Origin of the sequence: Litchfieldella qijiaojingensis (assembly GCF_014651875.1) — a bacterium.
GTDB classification, from domain to species: domain Bacteria; phylum Pseudomonadota; class Gammaproteobacteria; order Pseudomonadales; family Halomonadaceae; genus Litchfieldella; species Litchfieldella qijiaojingensis.
Genome location: NZ_BMXS01000012.1, coordinates 1 through 16,745 on the forward strand (window position 1 = coordinate 1; position 16,745 = coordinate 16,745).

Annotated in this window: 13 protein-coding genes; 4 read left to right on the plus strand and 9 right to left on the minus strand. The window is 60.1% G+C overall.

Features of this window, described 5'->3' with window-relative positions; translation table 11 throughout:
- Nucleotides 1-619: 619 nt before the first annotated feature.
- From prpD to IE093_RS12210, 6 genes are all read right to left on the minus strand, one after another.
- Nucleotides 620-2,104, minus strand: a complete 1,485-nt coding sequence (gene prpD, locus IE093_RS12185) for a 2-methylcitrate dehydratase (protein ID WP_189469565.1) — start codon at nucleotides 2,102-2,104, stop codon at nucleotides 620-622.
- Nucleotides 2,105-2,210: 106 nt separating this feature from the next.
- Nucleotides 2,211-3,407: a 2-methylaconitate cis-trans isomerase PrpF gene (prpF, locus tag IE093_RS12190; RefSeq protein ID WP_189469567.1), complete on the minus strand. Its 1,197-nt coding sequence runs from the start codon at nucleotides 3,405-3,407 to the stop codon at nucleotides 2,211-2,213.
- 2 nt (nucleotides 3,408-3,409) lie between these two features.
- Complete coding sequence (gene acnD / locus IE093_RS12195) at nucleotides 3,410-6,019, minus strand: Fe/S-dependent 2-methylisocitrate dehydratase AcnD (protein ID WP_189469569.1); 2,610 nt, start codon at nucleotides 6,017-6,019, stop codon at nucleotides 3,410-3,412.
- Nucleotides 6,020-6,109: 90 nt separating this feature from the next.
- Complete coding sequence (gene prpC / locus IE093_RS12200; RefSeq protein ID WP_189469571.1) at nucleotides 6,110-7,237, minus strand: bifunctional 2-methylcitrate synthase/citrate synthase; 1,128 nt, start codon at nucleotides 7,235-7,237, stop codon at nucleotides 6,110-6,112.
- 56 nt (nucleotides 7,238-7,293) lie between these two features.
- Entirely contained in the window at nucleotides 7,294-8,196 is a 903-nt protein-coding gene (gene prpB / locus IE093_RS12205; protein ID WP_189469573.1) for a methylisocitrate lyase, read from the minus strand.
- Nucleotides 8,197-8,210: 14 nt separating this feature from the next.
- Complete coding sequence (locus IE093_RS12210; RefSeq protein WP_189469574.1) at nucleotides 8,211-8,942, minus strand: GntR family transcriptional regulator; 732 nt, start codon at nucleotides 8,940-8,942, stop codon at nucleotides 8,211-8,213.
- Between the two features lie 253 nt (nucleotides 8,943-9,195).
- Here IE093_RS12210 and pabB point away from each other — a divergent pair, with 253 nt between their 5' ends.
- Both pabB and IE093_RS12220 read left to right on the plus strand, forming a co-directional pair.
- The gene (gene pabB, locus IE093_RS12215) at nucleotides 9,196-10,569 is read left to right on the plus strand and encodes an aminodeoxychorismate synthase component I (protein WP_189469576.1); all 1,374 of its coding nucleotides are present in this window, start codon (nucleotides 9,196-9,198) and stop codon (nucleotides 10,567-10,569) included.
- 158 nt (nucleotides 10,570-10,727) lie between these two features.
- Nucleotides 10,728-11,348: a phosphoadenosine phosphosulfate reductase domain-containing protein gene (locus IE093_RS12220; RefSeq protein WP_189469578.1), complete on the plus strand. Its 621-nt coding sequence runs from the start codon at nucleotides 10,728-10,730 to the stop codon at nucleotides 11,346-11,348.
- A 61-nt stretch (nucleotides 11,349-11,409) separates the two neighbouring features.
- Here IE093_RS12220 and cysB read toward each other — a convergent pair whose 3' ends face one another.
- A complete protein-coding gene (gene cysB / locus IE093_RS12225; protein WP_189469580.1) occupies nucleotides 11,410-12,381 on the minus strand; it encodes an HTH-type transcriptional regulator CysB in 972 nt (323 codons plus the stop codon).
- Between the two features lie 328 nt (nucleotides 12,382-12,709).
- Between cysB and trxA the strand changes: the two genes are divergently transcribed.
- Nucleotides 12,710-13,033 carry a thioredoxin gene (trxA, locus tag IE093_RS12230; RefSeq protein ID WP_189469582.1) on the plus strand — a complete coding sequence of 108 codons (324 nt, stop codon included), beginning with the start codon at nucleotides 12,710-12,712 and terminating at the stop codon, nucleotides 13,031-13,033.
- A gap of 27 nt (nucleotides 13,034-13,060) precedes the next feature.
- Here the strand turns inward: trxA and IE093_RS12235 are convergent, their stop codons facing one another.
- On the minus strand, nucleotides 13,061-14,194 hold the full coding sequence (locus tag IE093_RS12235) for an AI-2E family transporter (RefSeq protein ID WP_189469584.1): 1,134 nt from the start codon (nucleotides 14,192-14,194) through the stop codon (nucleotides 13,061-13,063).
- A gap of 209 nt (nucleotides 14,195-14,403) precedes the next feature.
- Here IE093_RS12235 and IE093_RS12240 point away from each other — a divergent pair, with 209 nt between their 5' ends.
- Nucleotides 14,404-15,180, plus strand: coding sequence for an SIMPL domain-containing protein (locus IE093_RS12240; protein ID WP_229803526.1), 777 nt, complete (start codon nucleotides 14,404-14,406; stop codon nucleotides 15,178-15,180).
- A 151-nt stretch (nucleotides 15,181-15,331) separates the two neighbouring features.
- Here IE093_RS12240 and serS read toward each other — a convergent pair whose 3' ends face one another.
- Entirely contained in the window at nucleotides 15,332-16,609 is a 1,278-nt protein-coding gene (gene serS, locus IE093_RS12245) for a serine--tRNA ligase (protein WP_189469586.1), read from the minus strand.
- Between the last annotated feature and the right edge of the window lie 136 nt (nucleotides 16,610-16,745).

The following is a 16,745-nucleotide window of genomic DNA, read 5'->3' on the forward strand; positions in this document are numbered from 1 at the left end:
GCGTTCAATCTGAGCCATGATCAAACTCTTCAGTTTCAATCATTGTGTTCCTGCCCTTCCGCAGAAGGAGGCGGAACTAACCTGGCTCAAGGTCCAAACGTCTCTTGACGAGTCGCTTGCCTCGAAGTGTGGTGACTGCTCACCCCTTCATCGACAAGCGCCCACATGAATTACCTGATCGATTGTTAAAGAGCGTCTCGCGCTTGCTGTCGTGACCGCTGATCGTGAGAAAGGCGGTCTCGCCAGCGCCCGGCGAGGAAGGCGTATTCTACCGATTCGGCGTCCGTGGTCAAGGCCTTTTCGTCAGGCTTGGCGTCCAAGCCGACGGCCCATCCCGGAGCCCATCGAGTGGCGACACAGTCTATCGAACCCGCCGCTTCCGTGCAACCCCGAATCGCCCAAGCGATCCCAAAAAGCCCAACGAAAACAGCCATTTCGGCCATTCACCACCGCCCGCAACGTTTGCCCGTCGCCAGCAGCGGATGCGTACTTTACGGATTTCCCCGGCCATGTTCAAGGCCCGGGATGAAAAATATAGTCCATGGTTTCCGAATACGCCATGTTTTATGTCGACAATAGTGTACCGCGCCCCGAGCCTGGGTCTCGGGAGGCCGGAATTTCACACCACGAACAGGTCGACGAAGCGGTGGACCAGCGTCGCCTCAAGCTTCTGCTGGTCCTTGCACAGATTGAATATCTCATCACAACGACGTGACGGAAAGCGCGTGGCCAAGTTGGCCTTGAACTTCTCTTCCAGCAGCGGAATCCCCTCCTTGCGACGGCGACGGTGGCCAATGGGGTATTCCACCGCGACCTGCTCGGTCTTGCTGCCGTCCTTGAAGAAGACCTGGATGGCATTGGCGATCGAGCGCTTGTCAGGCTCGAGGTATTCGCGGGTGTAACGCTCGTCTTCGACGACCTCCATCTTCCCGCGCAATTCATCGATGATAGGATTGGCCATGTGGAAGTCGTCTTCGTAGTGTTCGGCGACCAGATTGCCAAAGGCTAGTGGCACCGCGGTCATATATTGCAGGCAATGATCTCGATCGGCCGGGTTGGCCAGTTCTCCCACCTTGGAAATGATCCTGATCGCCGACTCGTGCGTGGTGATGACGATCCTGTCGATCTCATCAAGCCGGTCCTTGACCTGTGGGTGCAGGATCACTGCCGCCTCACAGGCAGTCTGGGAATGGAACTCGGCCGGGAAGGAAATCTTGAACAGCACGTTCTCCATCACGTAGGTGCCATAATCCTGGCCGAACGAAAACTTGCGCTGATCTTCCGGTTTGACCTGCTGGTCCTTGTTGGTCTTGGAGAACAGTACGTCATAGAACCCCCACTGCGGCGCCGATAGCACCCCGGGGATACCCATCTCGCCACGCATGGCGATATCGGCCAGCCGCATGCCGCGCGAAGTGGCATCGCCCGCCGCCCAGGACTTGCGTGAGCCGGCATTGGGGGCATGTCGGTAGGTCCTCAGACTCTGACCATCGACCCAGGCATGCGACAACGCTGCCAGCAGTTGTTCGCGATCGGCTCCCATCAGCTTGGCGACCACCGCAGTGGAAGCCACCTTGACCAGTACCACATGGTCGAGCCCGACGCGATTGAAGGAGTTTTCCAACGCGATTACACCTTGGATCTCGTGGGCCATAATCATCGCTTCGAGCACTTCGCGCATGGCCAGGGGCGTCTCCCCTTGCGCGACTCGCTTCTGCGAGAGGTGGTCGGCCACAGCAAGAATACCGCCCAGATTGTCGGAGGGATGCCCCCACTCGGCTGCCAGCCAGGTATCGTTATAGTCCAGCCAACGGATGATGCAGCCGATATCCCAGGCGGCCTTGACCGGATCGAGTCGGAAGGAGGTGCCAGGAACTCGAGCGCCATGGGGCACTACCGTTCCCTCGACCAACGGCCCCAGATGCTTGGTGCATTCGGGAAAGCGCAAGGCCAGCAGGCCACACCCCAGGGTATCCATCAGGCAATTACGCGCGGTATCCAGCGCTTCCTGACTCTCGATTCGATAGCCGAGCACATAGTCAGCGATCTTCTGCAACTCGGGATCATAGTCCGGGCGCACATTGGCTTCCACGGTAGCACTCATGCTTCCCTCCTGCCTCGAGTCCGGATAGGTTTCCCTCACTATAGAAAATGCGAAACGCCCCTGCGCCCGTCGAACGAACCGGGACGCTGGGGGAACGCCTCGGCAATCAGAAGCTATCCGCCGGCACGCGCACCCACCCTTCCATCAGCACCCGGGCACTGCGACTCATACTAGCCTTGACGACCTTCCAGTCACTACCTTCCAAGCGGGCCTCTGCGCCCACCCGCAAGGTGCCGGAGGGATGGCCGAAGTGCACCGAGGTGCGATCGCCACCACCGGCCGCGAGGTTGACCAAGGTACCCGGAATCGCAGCCGCGGTGCCGATGGCCACGGCCGCGGTACCCATCATGGCGTGATGCAGCTTGCCCATGGAAAGTGCCCGCACCAATAGATCCACTGCAGCGGCTTTCACCCGCTTGCCGCTGGAGGCGACATAGTCGGCCGGCTTCGCGACGAAGGCGATCTTGGGCGTGTGCTGCCGCAGAGCTGCATCTTCGAGTCTCTGGATGAGGCCCATGCGCAGCGCTCCGTGGGCACGGAGAGTCTCGAACATGGCCAATGCCCGGGTGTCGCCATTGATGGCATCCTGCAGCTCGGTTCCGGTATAGCCGATATCCTGAGCGTTGACGAAGATGGTAGGGATGCCGGCGTTGATCAAAGTAGCCTCGAGGATACCGCCTTTCGCGACTTCCTCCGGCACCTCGAGATCGTCGACCACATTGCCGGTGGGGAACATCGCTCCCTCCCCATCGGCCAGGTCCATGAAGTCGAGTTGCACTTCCGCGGCGGGAAAGGTCACGCCGTCGAGCTCGAAATCGCCAGTTTCCTGCACGGCACCGTCGACAATGGGCACATGCGCAACGATGGTCTTGCGGATATTTGCCTGCCAGATACGCACCGTCGCAATGCCGTTACGCGGAATACGGCTGGCTTCCACCAAGCCGTTGCTGATGGCGAAGGGCCCCACGGCGGCCGAAAGGTTGCCGCAATTGCCACTCCAGTCGACGAAGGGCTTGTCGATGGAAACCTGACCGAACAGGTAGTCGACATCGTGGCCGGGCTGAGTGCTCTTCGACAGGATCACCGCCTTGCTGGTACTCGAGGTCGCTCCGCCCATACCATCGATCTGCTTCTGGTAGGGGTCGGGGCTGCCGATCACCCGCAGCAGCAGCTTGTCCCGGCTTTCACCTGGCACCTGGGCGCGCTCAGGCAAGTCCTCGAGGCGGAAGAACACACCTTTACTGGTCCCGCCACGCATGTAGGTGGTGGGAATCCTGATCTGGGGTATGTGGGTCGTGGGCATGCTTACGCCACCTCCGCCGATTCGAGGAAGTCTTGGGCGAAGCGCTGTAGCACGCCGCCGGCCTCATAGATCGAGACCTCTTCCGCGGTATCGAGACGGCAGGTCACTGGCACCTCGACCCGCTCACCGTCCCTGCGATGGATCATCAGCGTCAACGTTGCCCGCGGCGTGAACTCACCCACCACGTCGAAAGTTTCGGTGCCGTCGATTTCCAGCGTCTTGCGCGTGGTGCCCGACTGGAACTCCAGCGGCAATACGCCCATGCCGATGAGATTGGTGCGGTGGATGCGCTCGAACCCTTCGGCGACAATGGCTTCGACACCGGCCAAGCGCACTCCCTTGGCGGCCCAATCACGCGAAGAGCCCTGACCGTAGTCGGCTCCGGCGATCACGATCAGCGGCTGCTTGCGCTCCATGTAGGTCTCGATCGCTTCCCACATGCGCATGACCTTACCTTCCGGCTCGAGTCGCGCCAACGATCCCTGCTTGATCTCGCCATTCTCCTGAACCATCTCGTTGAGCAGCTTCGGGTTCGCAAAGGTAGCGCGCTGAGCGGTGAGGTGGTCGCCCCGGTGAGTGGCGTAGGAATTGAAGTCCTCTTCCGGCAGGCCCATCTTGGCCAGGTACTCTCCGGCGGCACTATCGGGCAGGATGGCGTTGGACGGGGACAGGTGGTCGGTGGTGATGTTGTCGCCCAATACTGCCAACGGACGCATGCCGCGCAACGAAGGCTCAGCCGCCAGCGCACCCTCCCAGTAAGGCGGACGACGGATGTAGGTGCTCTGCGGGCGCCAGTCGTAGAGCGGGCTGACCTGATCGGAGGGACCATCCGAGACCTGGAACATCGGTATGTAGACCTTCCGAAAATGATCCGGCTTGACGTAATCCCGGACAACGACGTCAATCTCTTCGTCACTGGGCCAGAGGTCTTTCAAGGTCACCGGATTGCCGTCACGGTCGTGCCCCAGCACATCCTTCTCGATATCGAAGCGCACGCTGCCGGCAATGGCGTAGGCTACCACCAACGGCGGCGAGGCGAGGAAGGCCTGCTTGGCGTAGGGATGGATGCGTCCGTCGAAGTTACGGTTACCTGAAAGCACGGCAGTGGCATAGAGGTCACGCTCGATCACTTCCTGCTGGATCTTCGGATCCAGGGCACCGCTCATGCCGTTGCAGGTGGTGCAGGCGAAGCCAACGATGCCAAACCCCAGATTCTCCAATTCGGGCAGCAGGTTCGCCTCTTCCAGATACAGTTTTACCGCCTTGGAGCCCGGTGCCAGCGAGGTCTTGACCCAGGGCTTGCGCGTCAGGCCCAGTTCGTTGGCCTTTTTGGCCAGAAGCCCGGCTGCGATGACATTGCGGGGATTGCTGGTGTTGGTGCAACTGGTGATCGCGGCAATGATCACGGCACCGTCAGGCATCAGCCCCTCTTCATTCTCCACCTTGCCGCTGATACCGGCCGCGGCCAGGTCGGTGGTCGCCACCCGCTTGTGCGGATTGGATGGCCCCGCGATGTTGCGCACCACAGATGAGAGATCGAAGGTGAGCACGCGCTCGTATTCAGCGCTCTTGAGATCGTCGCCCCATAGGCCCACCTGCTTGGCATAGGTTTCCACCAGTTTGACCTGCTCTGGGTCGCGACCTGTCAGCGTGAGGTAATCCAATGTTTGCTGGTCGATGTAGAACATCGCTGCCGTGGCACCGAATTCCGGCGTCATATTGGAGATGGTGGCGCGATCGCCCACTGTCAGCGCCTCGGCCCCCTCGCCGAAGAACTCCAGGTAGGCCGATACCACCCGCTCCTTGCGCAGGAATTCTGTCAGCGCCAGCACGATATCGGTGCAGGTGATGCCGGGACGCGGCTTGCCGGTGAGCTCCACGCCGACGATGTCGGGCAGGCGCATATAGGAGGCACGCCCCAGCATCACGCTTTCGGCCTCCAGACCGCCGACGCCGATAGCGATTACGCCTAGCGCGTCCACGTGAGGGGTGTGACTATCGGTCCCCACCAGGGTATCGGGGAAGGCGACTCGCTTTCCATTCTCATCGAGGCGCGCCTGGATCACCGGCGACATCCGCTCCAGGTTGATCTGGTGCATGATGCCGTTACCCGGCGGGATGACATCGACGTTCTTGAACGCCTTCTTGGTCCAGTTGATGAAGTGGAAGCGATCCTCGTTGCGACGCTCTTCGATGGCACGGTTCTTGTCGAAGGCGTCCGGATCAAAGCCGGCATGCTCCACGGCCAGGGAGTGGTCGACGATCAGTTGGGTCGGCACCACCGGATTGACCTTGGCCGGGTCGCCCCCTTTCTCGGCGATGGCATCGCGCAGGCCGGCGAGATCGACCAGGGCGGTCTGGCCGAGAATGTCGTGGCACACCACCCGGGCCGGATACCAGGGAAAGTCCAGGTCGCGCTTGCGTCCGATGATCTGCTTGAGTGAATCGGGAAGCCATGCGGGGTCGCAGCGACGCACGAGGTTTTCCGCCAGCACGCGCGAGGTATAGGGCAGCTTGTCGTAGGAGCCGGGTTCGACCGCCTCGACCGCGGCACGGACATCGAAGTAATCCAGCGAAGTACCGGGGAGAGGTTTGCGGTTTTCGGTATTCATGGGCTCGAAATATGGCGAATGGGTTCGGCTAACCTGGCGGCGACCGTGGTGCGGTCGCCGCATGGCATCGGGTCTGAGATGACGATCCGATCAGGAGCGACGTTCGATCGGTAGCCACTCCTGAGGTTCTGGCCCGACGTAATCGGCGTTCGGGCGGATGATGCGATTACCCGCTCGTTGCTCGAAGACATGCGCGCACCAGCCGGTGACTCGTGAACAGACGAAAATCGGAGTAAACAGCTTGGTGGGGATGCCCATGAAGTGATAGGCGCTGGCATGGAAGAAGTCAGCATTGCAGAACAGCTTCTTCTCGCGCCACATCACCTCTTCACAGCGCTCCGAGACCGGGTAGAGGCGCGTATCTCCCGCGTCCTCGGCAAGTCGTTTCGACCACCGCTTGATGATGGCATTGCGGGGGTCGGACTCGCGATAGATCGCATGCCCGAAGCCCATGATCCTCTCCTTGCGCGCCAGCATGCCGAGAATCTCACGCTCGGCCTCCTCGGGGCTCTGCCAGTTTTCGATCATTGCCATCGCCGCCTCGTTGGCACCGCCATGCAATGGTCCCCGCAACGTGCCGATGGCACCGGTCACACAAGAATGGATATCCGACAAGGTCGACGCGCAGACCCGCGCACTGAAGGTCGAGGCATTGAACTCATGCTCGGCATACAGGATCAGCGAGACATTCATCACGCGCTCATGCCGCTCGGAAGCCGGCTTGCCGTGCAGCAGGTGCAGGAAGTGGCCGCCGACCGAGTCGTCATCGCTCTGGGTCTCTATGCGCACGCCGTCGTGGGTGTAGCGGTACCAGTAGCAAATGATCGATGGCAGTACCGCCACCAGCCGGTCGGCAATGTCCTGCTGCTCCTCGAAGCTTTCCTCGGTTTCCAGGTTACCGAGCATCGAGGCCCCGGTGCGCATCACGTCCATGGGGTGGGCATCGGCAGGTATCTGCTCGAGAACCGTCTTGACTGGTTGCGGTAGATCTCGCAGCCCTTTCAGCTTGGAGACATAAGCATCCAACTCGGCTTGGGTCGGCAACTTGCCCTTGAGCAGGAGATAGGCCACCTCCTCGAAGCGAGCATGCTCGGCCAGGTCGTGGATGTCATACCCACGATAAGTCAGCCCCGAACCGCTTTTGCCGACGGTACACAAGGCCGTGCTACCGGCGCTCTGGCCACGTAGTCCGGTGCTTACTGGCGTGTTCTCAGCCATGGCGTGCCTCCTGGTGAACGGAAGAATACATGAAGGTTGTAATTATCGTGGGGCGCTCAGGGTTCACCCTGATCAGCGCCAGCCTGTTCCGCGAATAGGGCATCGAGCTTGCGCTCGAAATCGTGATAGTTGAGAAAGTCGTAGAGTTCCTCGCGGGTCTGCATCAGTTCGACCACATCGCGCTGGTGGCCCTGTTCATGGATGCTGCGATATACCTTGAGTGCCGCGGCATTCATGGCACGGAATGCCGAGAGGGGATAGAGCACCATGCGGCACCCCACCTCACCCAACTCCTGCTGGGTGAACAGAGGCGTGGCACCGAACTCGGTGATATTGGCCAGGATCGGTGCCTTGACCCCGTCGCAGAAGGCTCGGTAATCGTCGAGGGTATGCACGGCCTCGGCAAAGATGGCATCGGCACCTGCATCGATACAGGCATTGGCACGGTCGATGGCCGCTTCCAGCCCCTCCTTCTGAAACGCATCGGTACGAGCGATCAGGAAGAAGTCCGGATCGACTTTCGCATCAGCCGCTGCCTTGATGCGGTCGACCATTTCCTGCTTGGAGACGATCGCCTTGTTGGGGCGATGACCGCAGCGTTTCTGTGCCACCTGGTCCTCGAGGTGTACGGCGGCCACTCCGGCGCGCTGCATCTCCTTGATGGTACGCGCGATATTGAAGGCGCCCCCCCACCCGGTATCGATATCCACCAGCAATGGCAATTCGCAGGCACCCGTGATGCGACGAGCGTCCTCGACCACGTCATTCATGGTGGTCATGCCCAAGTCGGGAAGGCCGAACGAGGCATTGGCCACGCCACCACCGGAAAGGTAGATCGCCCGATGGCCGACCCGCTCGGCCATCATTGCGGTATAAGCATTGATGGTCCCAACGATGGGCAGCGGTTGACTGGCGTTCAGAGCGGCACGAAAGCGCGCTCCGGGAGTTGGATGATTCATGGCGAGCTCCTGTGTTATCCGGTCGATGAAGGCGTGGTTTCCTGCTCGGCTTCCTGTTCCAATACCGCGGCATAGCGTTCGGCTACGTTGGCCCGCGAGGCACTCACGTGACGACGCATCAGCAGTTCGGCCAGCTCGGCATCACCCGCCTCAATGGCATCGACGATTCGGTGGTGCTCGACAAAGGCCCGCTGTGGCCGGCTGCCACTGGCGCTGAACTGGGTGCGATACAGGCGCACCAAGTAGTAGAGGTCATCGCAAAGGATCGTCATCAGCATGCGGTTATGACTGCCCTGCACGATCCGATAATGGAAGTCGAGGTCGCCTTCGCGCTGATAATAGGCTTCGCCGCGTGAGAGATCGGCCTGCCGCTCGTGAACCGCCAGAACCTCACGCAGACCGGCGATCTCTTCCGCCGACATGTGCTCGGCCGCGAGTCGTGCCGCCATGCTCTCGAGAGCCTCGCGAACATCGAACAGTTCGAGCAGCTCCTTCATCGACAGCTTGACCACCCGCGCACCCACATGTGGCACTCGCTCTATCAAGCGATGGGCCTCGAGCCGCCGCATGGCCTCACGCAATGGACCGCGCGAAATCCCATATGTCTTCGACAATCCGGGTTCGGTGATCTTGCTGCCTGGTGCCAGTTCACCTCTGACAATGGCATCCTGCAGTTGGTTGAAGACACGCTCGGCCAGGGTGCGAACTTCCGGAGAGCTGAGTTCAGGAGATGATACTGAGTTCATATTCATTGTCGACAATCTGAAGTTGAGAGAACTTTAGCCATCCAGCCAGCGGGCGTCAACTGCCCATATACCCGATTCAATTACATCCTTCGATGTAGATGAAAGCTTGGCGCCAAGATCACTTGTCGACAATCAAACGATAGTCTCAGATTCGAGGGGGAAGATTGGCCGTCGCTCGCGGTAACATGACAGGATGCGACAAATGTCGACATGATGCCTAGAATGGTCCGCTTGTTGAGGAAAAGCGCGCCAGATGACACAACGACTCGAAATCACATCCCTGCCTTATCGGGCCGATCCCTTGGACTACTTCGCGGCACTGCGCAAGCAGCGCGGAGCCGTGCTGCTCGATAGCGGCCGTCCATATGGCCCCGGCGGGCGCTATGACATTCTCAGTTGCGACCCTCGCGGCCTTCTAGAGATCGATGCCGAAGGACGGCCATATTGCGATGCCGACATTTCCTTGCCGACGATGCCCTTCGCAGCTCAGCAAGCCCTGCTCGACAGCCTCGACGTCAAACCGCCGGAAAACTGCAACCTACCTTTCCTGGGAGGACTGATCGGGTATTGGAGCTACGACCTCGGTCGCCGCCTCGAGCGCCTGGAGGGACGAGCCAAACCTGCCGTGCACCTTCCCTGGAGCCGCGTTGGTCTCTATGACTGGGCACTGATCCAGGATCATGAGCAACAGCAGACCTCACTGGTGGCAACTGCCGAGCGCCGAGATCAAGTGCTGGGCTGGCTTGCGGAGCCTCCCTCCCCTTCCCAAGCGTTTCGCATCACCGGCTCCTTCGAAGCCGAATTGGATCGTACCGGTTACGGGGAACGTTTTCGCGCCGTCCAGCGTTACATTCACGCTGGCGACTGTTACCAGATCAATTTGGCCCAACGCTTCAGCGCCAGCTATGAAGGCGACCTGTGGCATGCCTACCTGCGCCTGCGCCAAGCCACTCCCACACCTTTCGCCGGCTTTCTGGCCTGGGAGGACAAGGGCGTATTATCGCTATCGCCGGAACGCTTCCTGCAAGCATACCAAGGCCAGGTGGAAACCCGTCCCATCAAAGGAACACGCCCACGCGGCAACACTGCCACCGAGGATCGTCAACTGGCCGAAGCGCTACAGTGTAGCGCCAAGGATCGGGCCGAGAACGTGATGATCGTCGACCTGTTACGCAATGACTTGGGACGCGTCTGCCGGCCCGGTAGTGTCAAGGTTCCACAACTGTGCGGCCTGGAAAGTTATGCCAACGTGCATCACCTGGTCAGCATCGTCAGTGGTGAACTGGACGTGGGACGCACGCCTCTCGACCTGCTGGCCGCTGCCTTTCCCGGAGGTTCCATCACTGGCGCCCCCAAGGTACGGGCCATGCAGATCATCGACGAACTCGAACCCAGTCGACGCAGCGCCTATTGCGGGAGCCTCGGCTACATCGACCAACGTGGGCACATGGATACCTCCATCGCCATTCGTACCGCTGTCGCCGAGGCAGGCAGGTTGCATCTCTGGGGGGGCGGTGGCCTGGTCGCCGATTCTGAAGAGGAAGCCGAATATCACGAGACCCTGGCCAAGATCCGCCACTTGCTGAATGCTCTGGTTGCCGATTCATCCACTGCCGCCCCGCTCTGATCTTCCATGAGGGCTTTCATCATCCACACTAGTGCTCATGGTTCTAAACAGTCGCCCACTTCTATCGAATAGCTATATAAGAACCGAACCAATAGGTATTGGGGCGACAATGGGTGGCTTTGCTAGGGTATCCACATCATGTGGGGAAGGAGCATTTCATGGACCTGGACATCAATACCATCAACCAGCAGTACGGTCGTGACCCGGAAGCCTTGACCCGTTGGGCACTAGGGCTTGGCAAGCGTGCCATCTGCACCACCAACTTCCGCCCTTTCGAAGCGGTGATCCTGCATATGGTCACCCGGGTGCAGCCGGACATCCCTATCGTTTGGATGGACTCCGGCTACAACACCGAGGCCACTTACCGCTTTGTCGATGAGGTCGTCAAACGTCTCAACCTGAACCTGATCACCTACCATCCACAGCGCTCTCGCGCTCATCGCGAGGCACTGGAAGGTCCGCCCCCGAGCATCGATGATCCTCGCCATGCGGCCTTTACCGAGGAGGTCAAGCTTGAGCCCTTCCAGCGCGCCTTGCGGGAGATGGCTCCCGAGGTGTGGCTCACGGCGCTGCGCGCCGAAGACACCGCCGAGCGTGCCCAGATGCAGCCGGTATCCGTTAATGCCAACGGGCTGATCAAGGTCGCACCAGTGCTGCATTGGACTGCAAAGGACATGTACCAATACCTGCAGCAGCACGACCTGCCCAACAATTTCGATTACTTCGACCCCACCAAAGTGGAAGAGAAACGCGAATGCGGGCTGCACCTGCAGCATTGACTCCCTTCAGCCAGTGATGAAAAGGCCCGCCGGTAAAATGCCGACGGGCTTTTTTTCGGGCCTAGCGTATCGGTAGTTCGATGCCCTCGAACAACTCATGCTCATGCCGCGGCCCCGCCGCAAGCGCAGCCTCGACGATGTCGCGGTTCAAATGAGAAGCAAACCCTTGGACGAAGTCATACATGTAACTGCGCATGAAGGTACCACGCCGAATACCAATCTTGGTCGTGGAACTCTCGAACAAGTGCCCGGCATCCAGTGCCACCAGCCCCGTGTCGGTCTCTGGATCGATCGCCATGTGCGCCACGATCCCCACGCCCAGCCCCAGCCGTACGTAAGTCTTGATCACATCGGCATCGGCGGCGGTCAACACCACGTTGGGAGTCAGATCCTTGGCTCGAAAGGCATCATCGAGTTGGGAGCGGCCGGTGAACCCGAACACGTAGGTCACCAAGGGGTATTCTGCCAGGGCTTCCAATGTCAGCTCCTCGGCCTGGGCCAGAGGATGATTCTCGGGCACCAGCACACACCGGTTCCATCGATAGCACGGCAGCAGGACCAAGTCGTTGAACAGCTCCAGGGACTCGGTGCAGATCGCGAAATCGGCCTGCCCTTCGCTGACCATCTGTGCGATCTGCTTGGGAGTGCCCTGTTGCATGTGCAGGGCCACATCGGGATATTTGCGCGTGAACTCGCGAATCACCGGTGGCAGGGCATAGCGTGCCTGGGTGTGAGTGGTTGCAATGGCAAGGCTACCGCGGCGTTCGTCGCTGTGCTCCTGAGCCACCTGCTTGATGTTTTCCGTGGTTCGCAGCACCTGTCCCGCCAAGTCGATGATTGCCTGCCCCGCAGGAGTGACCCGGGTCAGATGCTTGCCACTACGGGCGAAAATTTCCACCCCTAGTTCATCTTCCAGCAAGCGAATCTGTTTGGAAATACCGGGCTGAGAGGTATACAGGCTCTGGGCCGTGGCTGATACGTTGAGATTATGGCGCGTGACCTCCCAGATATAGCGGAGCTGCTGAAGCTTCATACCCGATCCGACTCCCCTGTAGGCTCTGCTGTGGTTCCTCTGCTGCTGAGTATGCCGGTCGACTTGAATGCCACCATCGGAGGCAATGCCAAGAGACTAATACCAGCAAGCAATAAATGATCATTACATGATTACTTTATAGCATATGGAGTATCCGCTGTAAGTGCCTGCGGGCTTCCATTGTTCCCGCCCCAATGAGCCCCCATGATAGGATATGGCTATTAGCCTATTGTCCCTCGGACATTTGCCAGCGCGGCAGCCTGCCGCTAACATCGCGAGCTACACTAGTTATCGCGACGCTTACAAGCGCATAGAACTGGAGACCCCCATGGCCAACAACGTCGATGTCACCACCGCCAACTTCGAGCAAGAAGTGCTCAAGGCCGACAAACCGGTTCTGCTAAAGTTCTGGGCTCCTTGGTGCGGCCCCTGCAAGATAATGGCGCCAGTCGTGGATGAAGTCGCCGAGGAGCGCTCGGACAGCCTCAAGATCGTCAGTGTCAATGTCGACGATGCCCCTGAGATCGCCGCCGAGCATGGTGTACGAGGCGTCCCAACCGTCATGCTGTTCAAATCTGGCGCCAAGGTCGCCTCACTGGTGGGTGCACAATCCAAGTCGCAGCTCTCCCAGTTCATCGAACAGAACGCCTGATGACCGAAGACCCGGCCAAGCCGGGTCTCATTTCACCTCTTCGTCGCCCCGGCCCTGGTCGGGGCGATGTCGTTCCAGCCCCAGGTCGGCTTTCGAACCCACCTCCCGATCGTTGCGCGGGTCACCAGGCCCCAGCAGATGTGCAATCCAGCGCGTATCGGGATGGCTCTCGAGGGCAATCTTGAGAGTCATCGTCAACAGCACCGACAGCAGCATTCCCACCGTACCCAGGATCCAGCCCCAAACAACCAGTGACAGGAAGGCGACAAAAGTCGAGAGGCCCAAGGCCCGTCCCATCACCCGAGGCTCGACCAGGTTGCCCATGACGAAATTGATGGCCAGGTAGGCTGACGCCAGCGAGATAACCTTCAGCAAACCGGCATCGGGTGAGATGAGTAGTAGCAATACCGGTGGGATGGCGGCGAGCACCGAGCCAATGTTGGGAATGAAGTTGAGCCCGAAGGCCAGCGTCGCCCAGAGCAGCGGAAACTCCACTCCCACCAGAGCGCAAGCCACCCAGACCAGGGCGCCGGTAATCAAGCTGATCAGGGTCTTGACCGCGAGATAGCGCTTGAGGGTCAGGCTGAACTCGCCGAAGCGCCTCAGGCTGGGAGCGGGATCCCGCAGCGCCTGCGAAACCTTGGCAGGAAAGTTCAGCGTCTCGAAGAGCATGAAGATCACCAGCAGGGCTACGATCACGCTCTGAAGCAGTAAGTTGCCGAGTTCGCCGAGAAACCGCGGCACGAACTGGGTGGCGTGGGTCGGATCCAACCATTCGACGAACTGCTCGGGGCGGATCGACATGCCTGTGGTGGCAAGCCAACCGAGCAGGTTCAGATAGTACTCGCGGAACTGCCTTTCCAGCCCCGGCAGCGCATCGACAAAGGTGCTGAAGCTGTTGACCAGCAGCAAGACCAGCAGCATCAGGAAAGCACCGATCACCGACAGGGTGATCCAGACCGCGAGACGTGGCCCGACCCCCAGGCGTTGCAGGAAATGTATCGGCGCGGTACAAACCACCGCGATGAACAGCGACAGCAACAACGGCACCACCAAGCTGGCCCCCGCCTTCAAACCGGCGATGATGATCACCAGCGCCGCTAGACTCAGCGTAAGGTTGAGAGGCAGGTTGCGTCGTGAATTATCTTTATCGTCGTGCATGTCGCCATCCTGGCCGATTGTATACCTCTCTATGATGGCCGCCACAGGGCCGCCGGACAAATGCTCGTGTGAGTTGCCGTCCATGCGGAGAATGGGGAAAAACGGTGCAGCGCAGGATACCATGGGAACCGCGCCACAACGCTGGACTCGAAGTCGACGCTAGCGCGTTGATGCGCCCTTACCTATATTCGATTCGGCAAGGAGCCACCATGACCCCTTCACGTCATCTATCCCTGATACTTGGCACTCTGCTACTCGGTACCCTTATGGCGACAGGCGCACAAGCGCACGAAGACAAGCCGCAAGATTCGCGGTTGCATATCCAGGCACAGACCACACTCGAGGTAGTGCCAGACCGGGCCACCCTCAATGCGCGCCTTTGGGAACGAACCCCGGCCATTGCGGTACGCGATGACACCCAGACCGACCCCAAGGCTCTGCGCGAGGCCCGCGAGCGTCTGGAAACTCGTACCGGCGAACTGATCCGCACTCTGGAAGAAGCCGGGCTGGAAAGCGAATCAATCCGTGCCGGCTCCTTGAGTGTTCGTCCTGAGCATATTCCGGGACAACGTCGCGACAACGGCGAGCAGGACAACCTGGTACGCACCCATCTCGAACGCCCGGTCACGCTCGCCATCGAGGATATCGAGCAACTCCCCACCATTCTCGATGCCCTGACGCAAGCCGGCGTCAATGCCCTCGACGGCGTGGAATACGACCTCTCCGACCGCGATGCGGCCATCGACCGCGCACTCGCACAAGCTCTCGAGAAAGCGCGCCACAAGGCCGAGCTGATGGCCGACACTCTGGACGTCTCGCTGGGCAAGGTTGTCCATGTACGGGAAAGTCAGGCCCCCATCTTCACGCCGCGCATGATGGCCATGCACGCCGACGCCATGGAGAGTCAGGGCGCCGCTCCCGAATATCGCCCCGGCAAGATCAGCATCGACGCCGGCGTCGAAGTCAGCTGGGAAATCGAAAACTGAGTATCGAGCACCGGGCCACGAGCTGCGAGCTGCGAGCTGCGAGCCAATGGCAAACGCTGCTCGTAGCTCGTAGCTCGTAGCTCGTAGCTCGTAGCTCGTAGCTCGTAGCTCGTAGCTCGTAGCTCGTAGCTCGTAGCTCGTAGCTCGTATTTCAGATATTGATTTTGTCGATGCCGCCCATGTAAGGACGCAGCACCTCGGGCACGGTGATCGAGCCGTCGGCGTTCTGGTAGTTCTCGAGCACCGCCAGCAGACAACGGCCCACCGCCAGACCGGAACCATTGAGGGTATGCACCAATTGCGGCTTCTTGTGCTCGGGATGACGGAAGCGTGCCTGCATGCGCCGGGCCTGGAAGTCTTCGCAGTTGGAAATCGACGAAATTTCGCGATAGGTGTTCTGGCTCGGCAACCAGACCTCCAGGTCGTAGGTCTTGGCGGCACCGAAGCCCATGTCACCCGTGCACAAGGTCACCACCCGATAAGGCAGGTCCAGTGCCTGTAGGATCGCTTCGGCATGGCCGCGCATCTCTTCCAGAGCCTCGTAGCTCGTTTCGGGTGCGACCAGTTGGACCATCTCCACCTTGTCGAACTGATGCTGGCGAATCATGCCGCGGGTATCCCGCCCATGAGAACCGGCCTCACTGCGGAAACAGGGTGTGTGTGCAGTGAGACGAACCGGCAGCACCTTGTACTCGAGGATGGTGTCACGCGCGAAGTTGGTCAGCGGCACCTCGGCGGTGGGAATCAGGTAATAGCCCTGATCGCCCTCGATCCGGAACAGGTCCTCACCGAACTTGGGAAGCTGGCCGGTACCGGTCAGCGACTCGGCGTTGACCATATAGGGTACGTAGCACTCTTCGTAGCCGTGCTCGAGGGTCTGCTTGTCGAGCATGAACTGGGTCAGGGCCCGGTGCAGGCGTGCGATGGGGCCCCGCATCACCGCGAAACGCGAACCGGTCAGCTTGGCGGCCATCTCGAGATCGAGATACCCCAACTTGGCCCCGAGGTCGACATGATCCTTGACCTCGAAGTCGAATTCACGCGGCGTTCCCCAACGCAGCAGCTCGACATTGTCTTCCTCGTCGTCTCCCTCCGGAACGCTTTCGTGGGGCAGGTTGGGCAGGTTCGCCGCCAGCGCCTCCCACTCGCGCTGGACTTCGGCAAGGCTTGCCTTGGCGGCATCCAGGCGCTCGCCCAGATCGCTGACCTCGGCCAGCAACGGAGCGATGTCTTCACCGTTGGCCTTGGCCTTGCCAATCGCCTTGGAGCGCGTGTTACGTTCATTTTGCAGGCGCTCGGTTTCGGTTTGCAGCTCACGACGCCGGGATTCCAGCGCCTCGAATTGCGCGGTATCGAGCGTATAGCCCCGCTTGGCTAGTCGTTGGGCAACCTGGTCGAGGTCGCCACGCAGCAGTTTCGGATCGAGCATGGAATCCTGTCCGTCGAAGTCGTAAAGAATAGGCGATCAAGAATCAGCCGCTTATTGTAGGGAAAAGCCATCTTTTTCACCACGCCACCACGACAATAGGTTGTGGGATGCGCGACCTGCTCGGCTCGGGTAAAGT

What these genes read in the sequence shown, in the direction of transcription:
- prpC (WP_189469571.1), bottom strand. Translation starts at nt 7,237, where the DNA reads ATGGCTGAGAACACGCCAGTAAGCACCGGACTACGTGGCCAGAGCGCC.
- prpB (WP_189469573.1), bottom strand. Translation starts at nt 8,196, where the DNA reads ATGAATCATCCAACTCCCGGAGCGCGCTTTCGTGCCGCTCTGAACGCC.
- prpF (WP_189469567.1), bottom strand. Translation starts at nt 3,407, where the DNA reads ATGCCCACGACCCACATACCCCAGATCAGGATTCCCACCACCTACATG.
- trxA (WP_189469582.1), top strand. Translation starts at nt 12,710, where the DNA reads ATGGCCAACAACGTCGATGTCACCACCGCCAACTTCGAGCAAGAAGTG.
- cysB (WP_189469580.1), bottom strand. Translation starts at nt 12,381, where the DNA reads ATGAAGCTTCAGCAGCTCCGCTATATCTGGGAGGTCACGCGCCATAAT.
- IE093_RS12240 (WP_229803526.1), top strand. Translation starts at nt 14,404, where the DNA reads ATGACCCCTTCACGTCATCTATCCCTGATACTTGGCACTCTGCTACTC.
- acnD (WP_189469569.1), bottom strand. Translation starts at nt 6,019, where the DNA reads ATGAATACCGAAAACCGCAAACCTCTCCCCGGTACTTCGCTGGATTAC.
- pabB (WP_189469576.1), top strand. Translation starts at nt 9,196, where the DNA reads ATGACACAACGACTCGAAATCACATCCCTGCCTTATCGGGCCGATCCC.
- IE093_RS12220 (WP_189469578.1), top strand. Translation starts at nt 10,728, where the DNA reads ATGGACCTGGACATCAATACCATCAACCAGCAGTACGGTCGTGACCCG.
- prpD (WP_189469565.1), bottom strand. Translation starts at nt 2,104, where the DNA reads ATGAGTGCTACCGTGGAAGCCAATGTGCGCCCGGACTATGATCCCGAG.
- IE093_RS12235 (WP_189469584.1), bottom strand. Translation starts at nt 14,194, where the DNA reads ATGCACGACGATAAAGATAATTCACGACGCAACCTGCCTCTCAACCTT.
- IE093_RS12210 (WP_189469574.1), bottom strand. Translation starts at nt 8,942, where the DNA reads ATGAACTCAGTATCATCTCCTGAACTCAGCTCTCCGGAAGTTCGCACC.
- serS (WP_189469586.1), bottom strand. Translation starts at nt 16,609, where the DNA reads ATGCTCGATCCGAAACTGCTGCGTGGCGACCTCGACCAGGTTGCCCAA.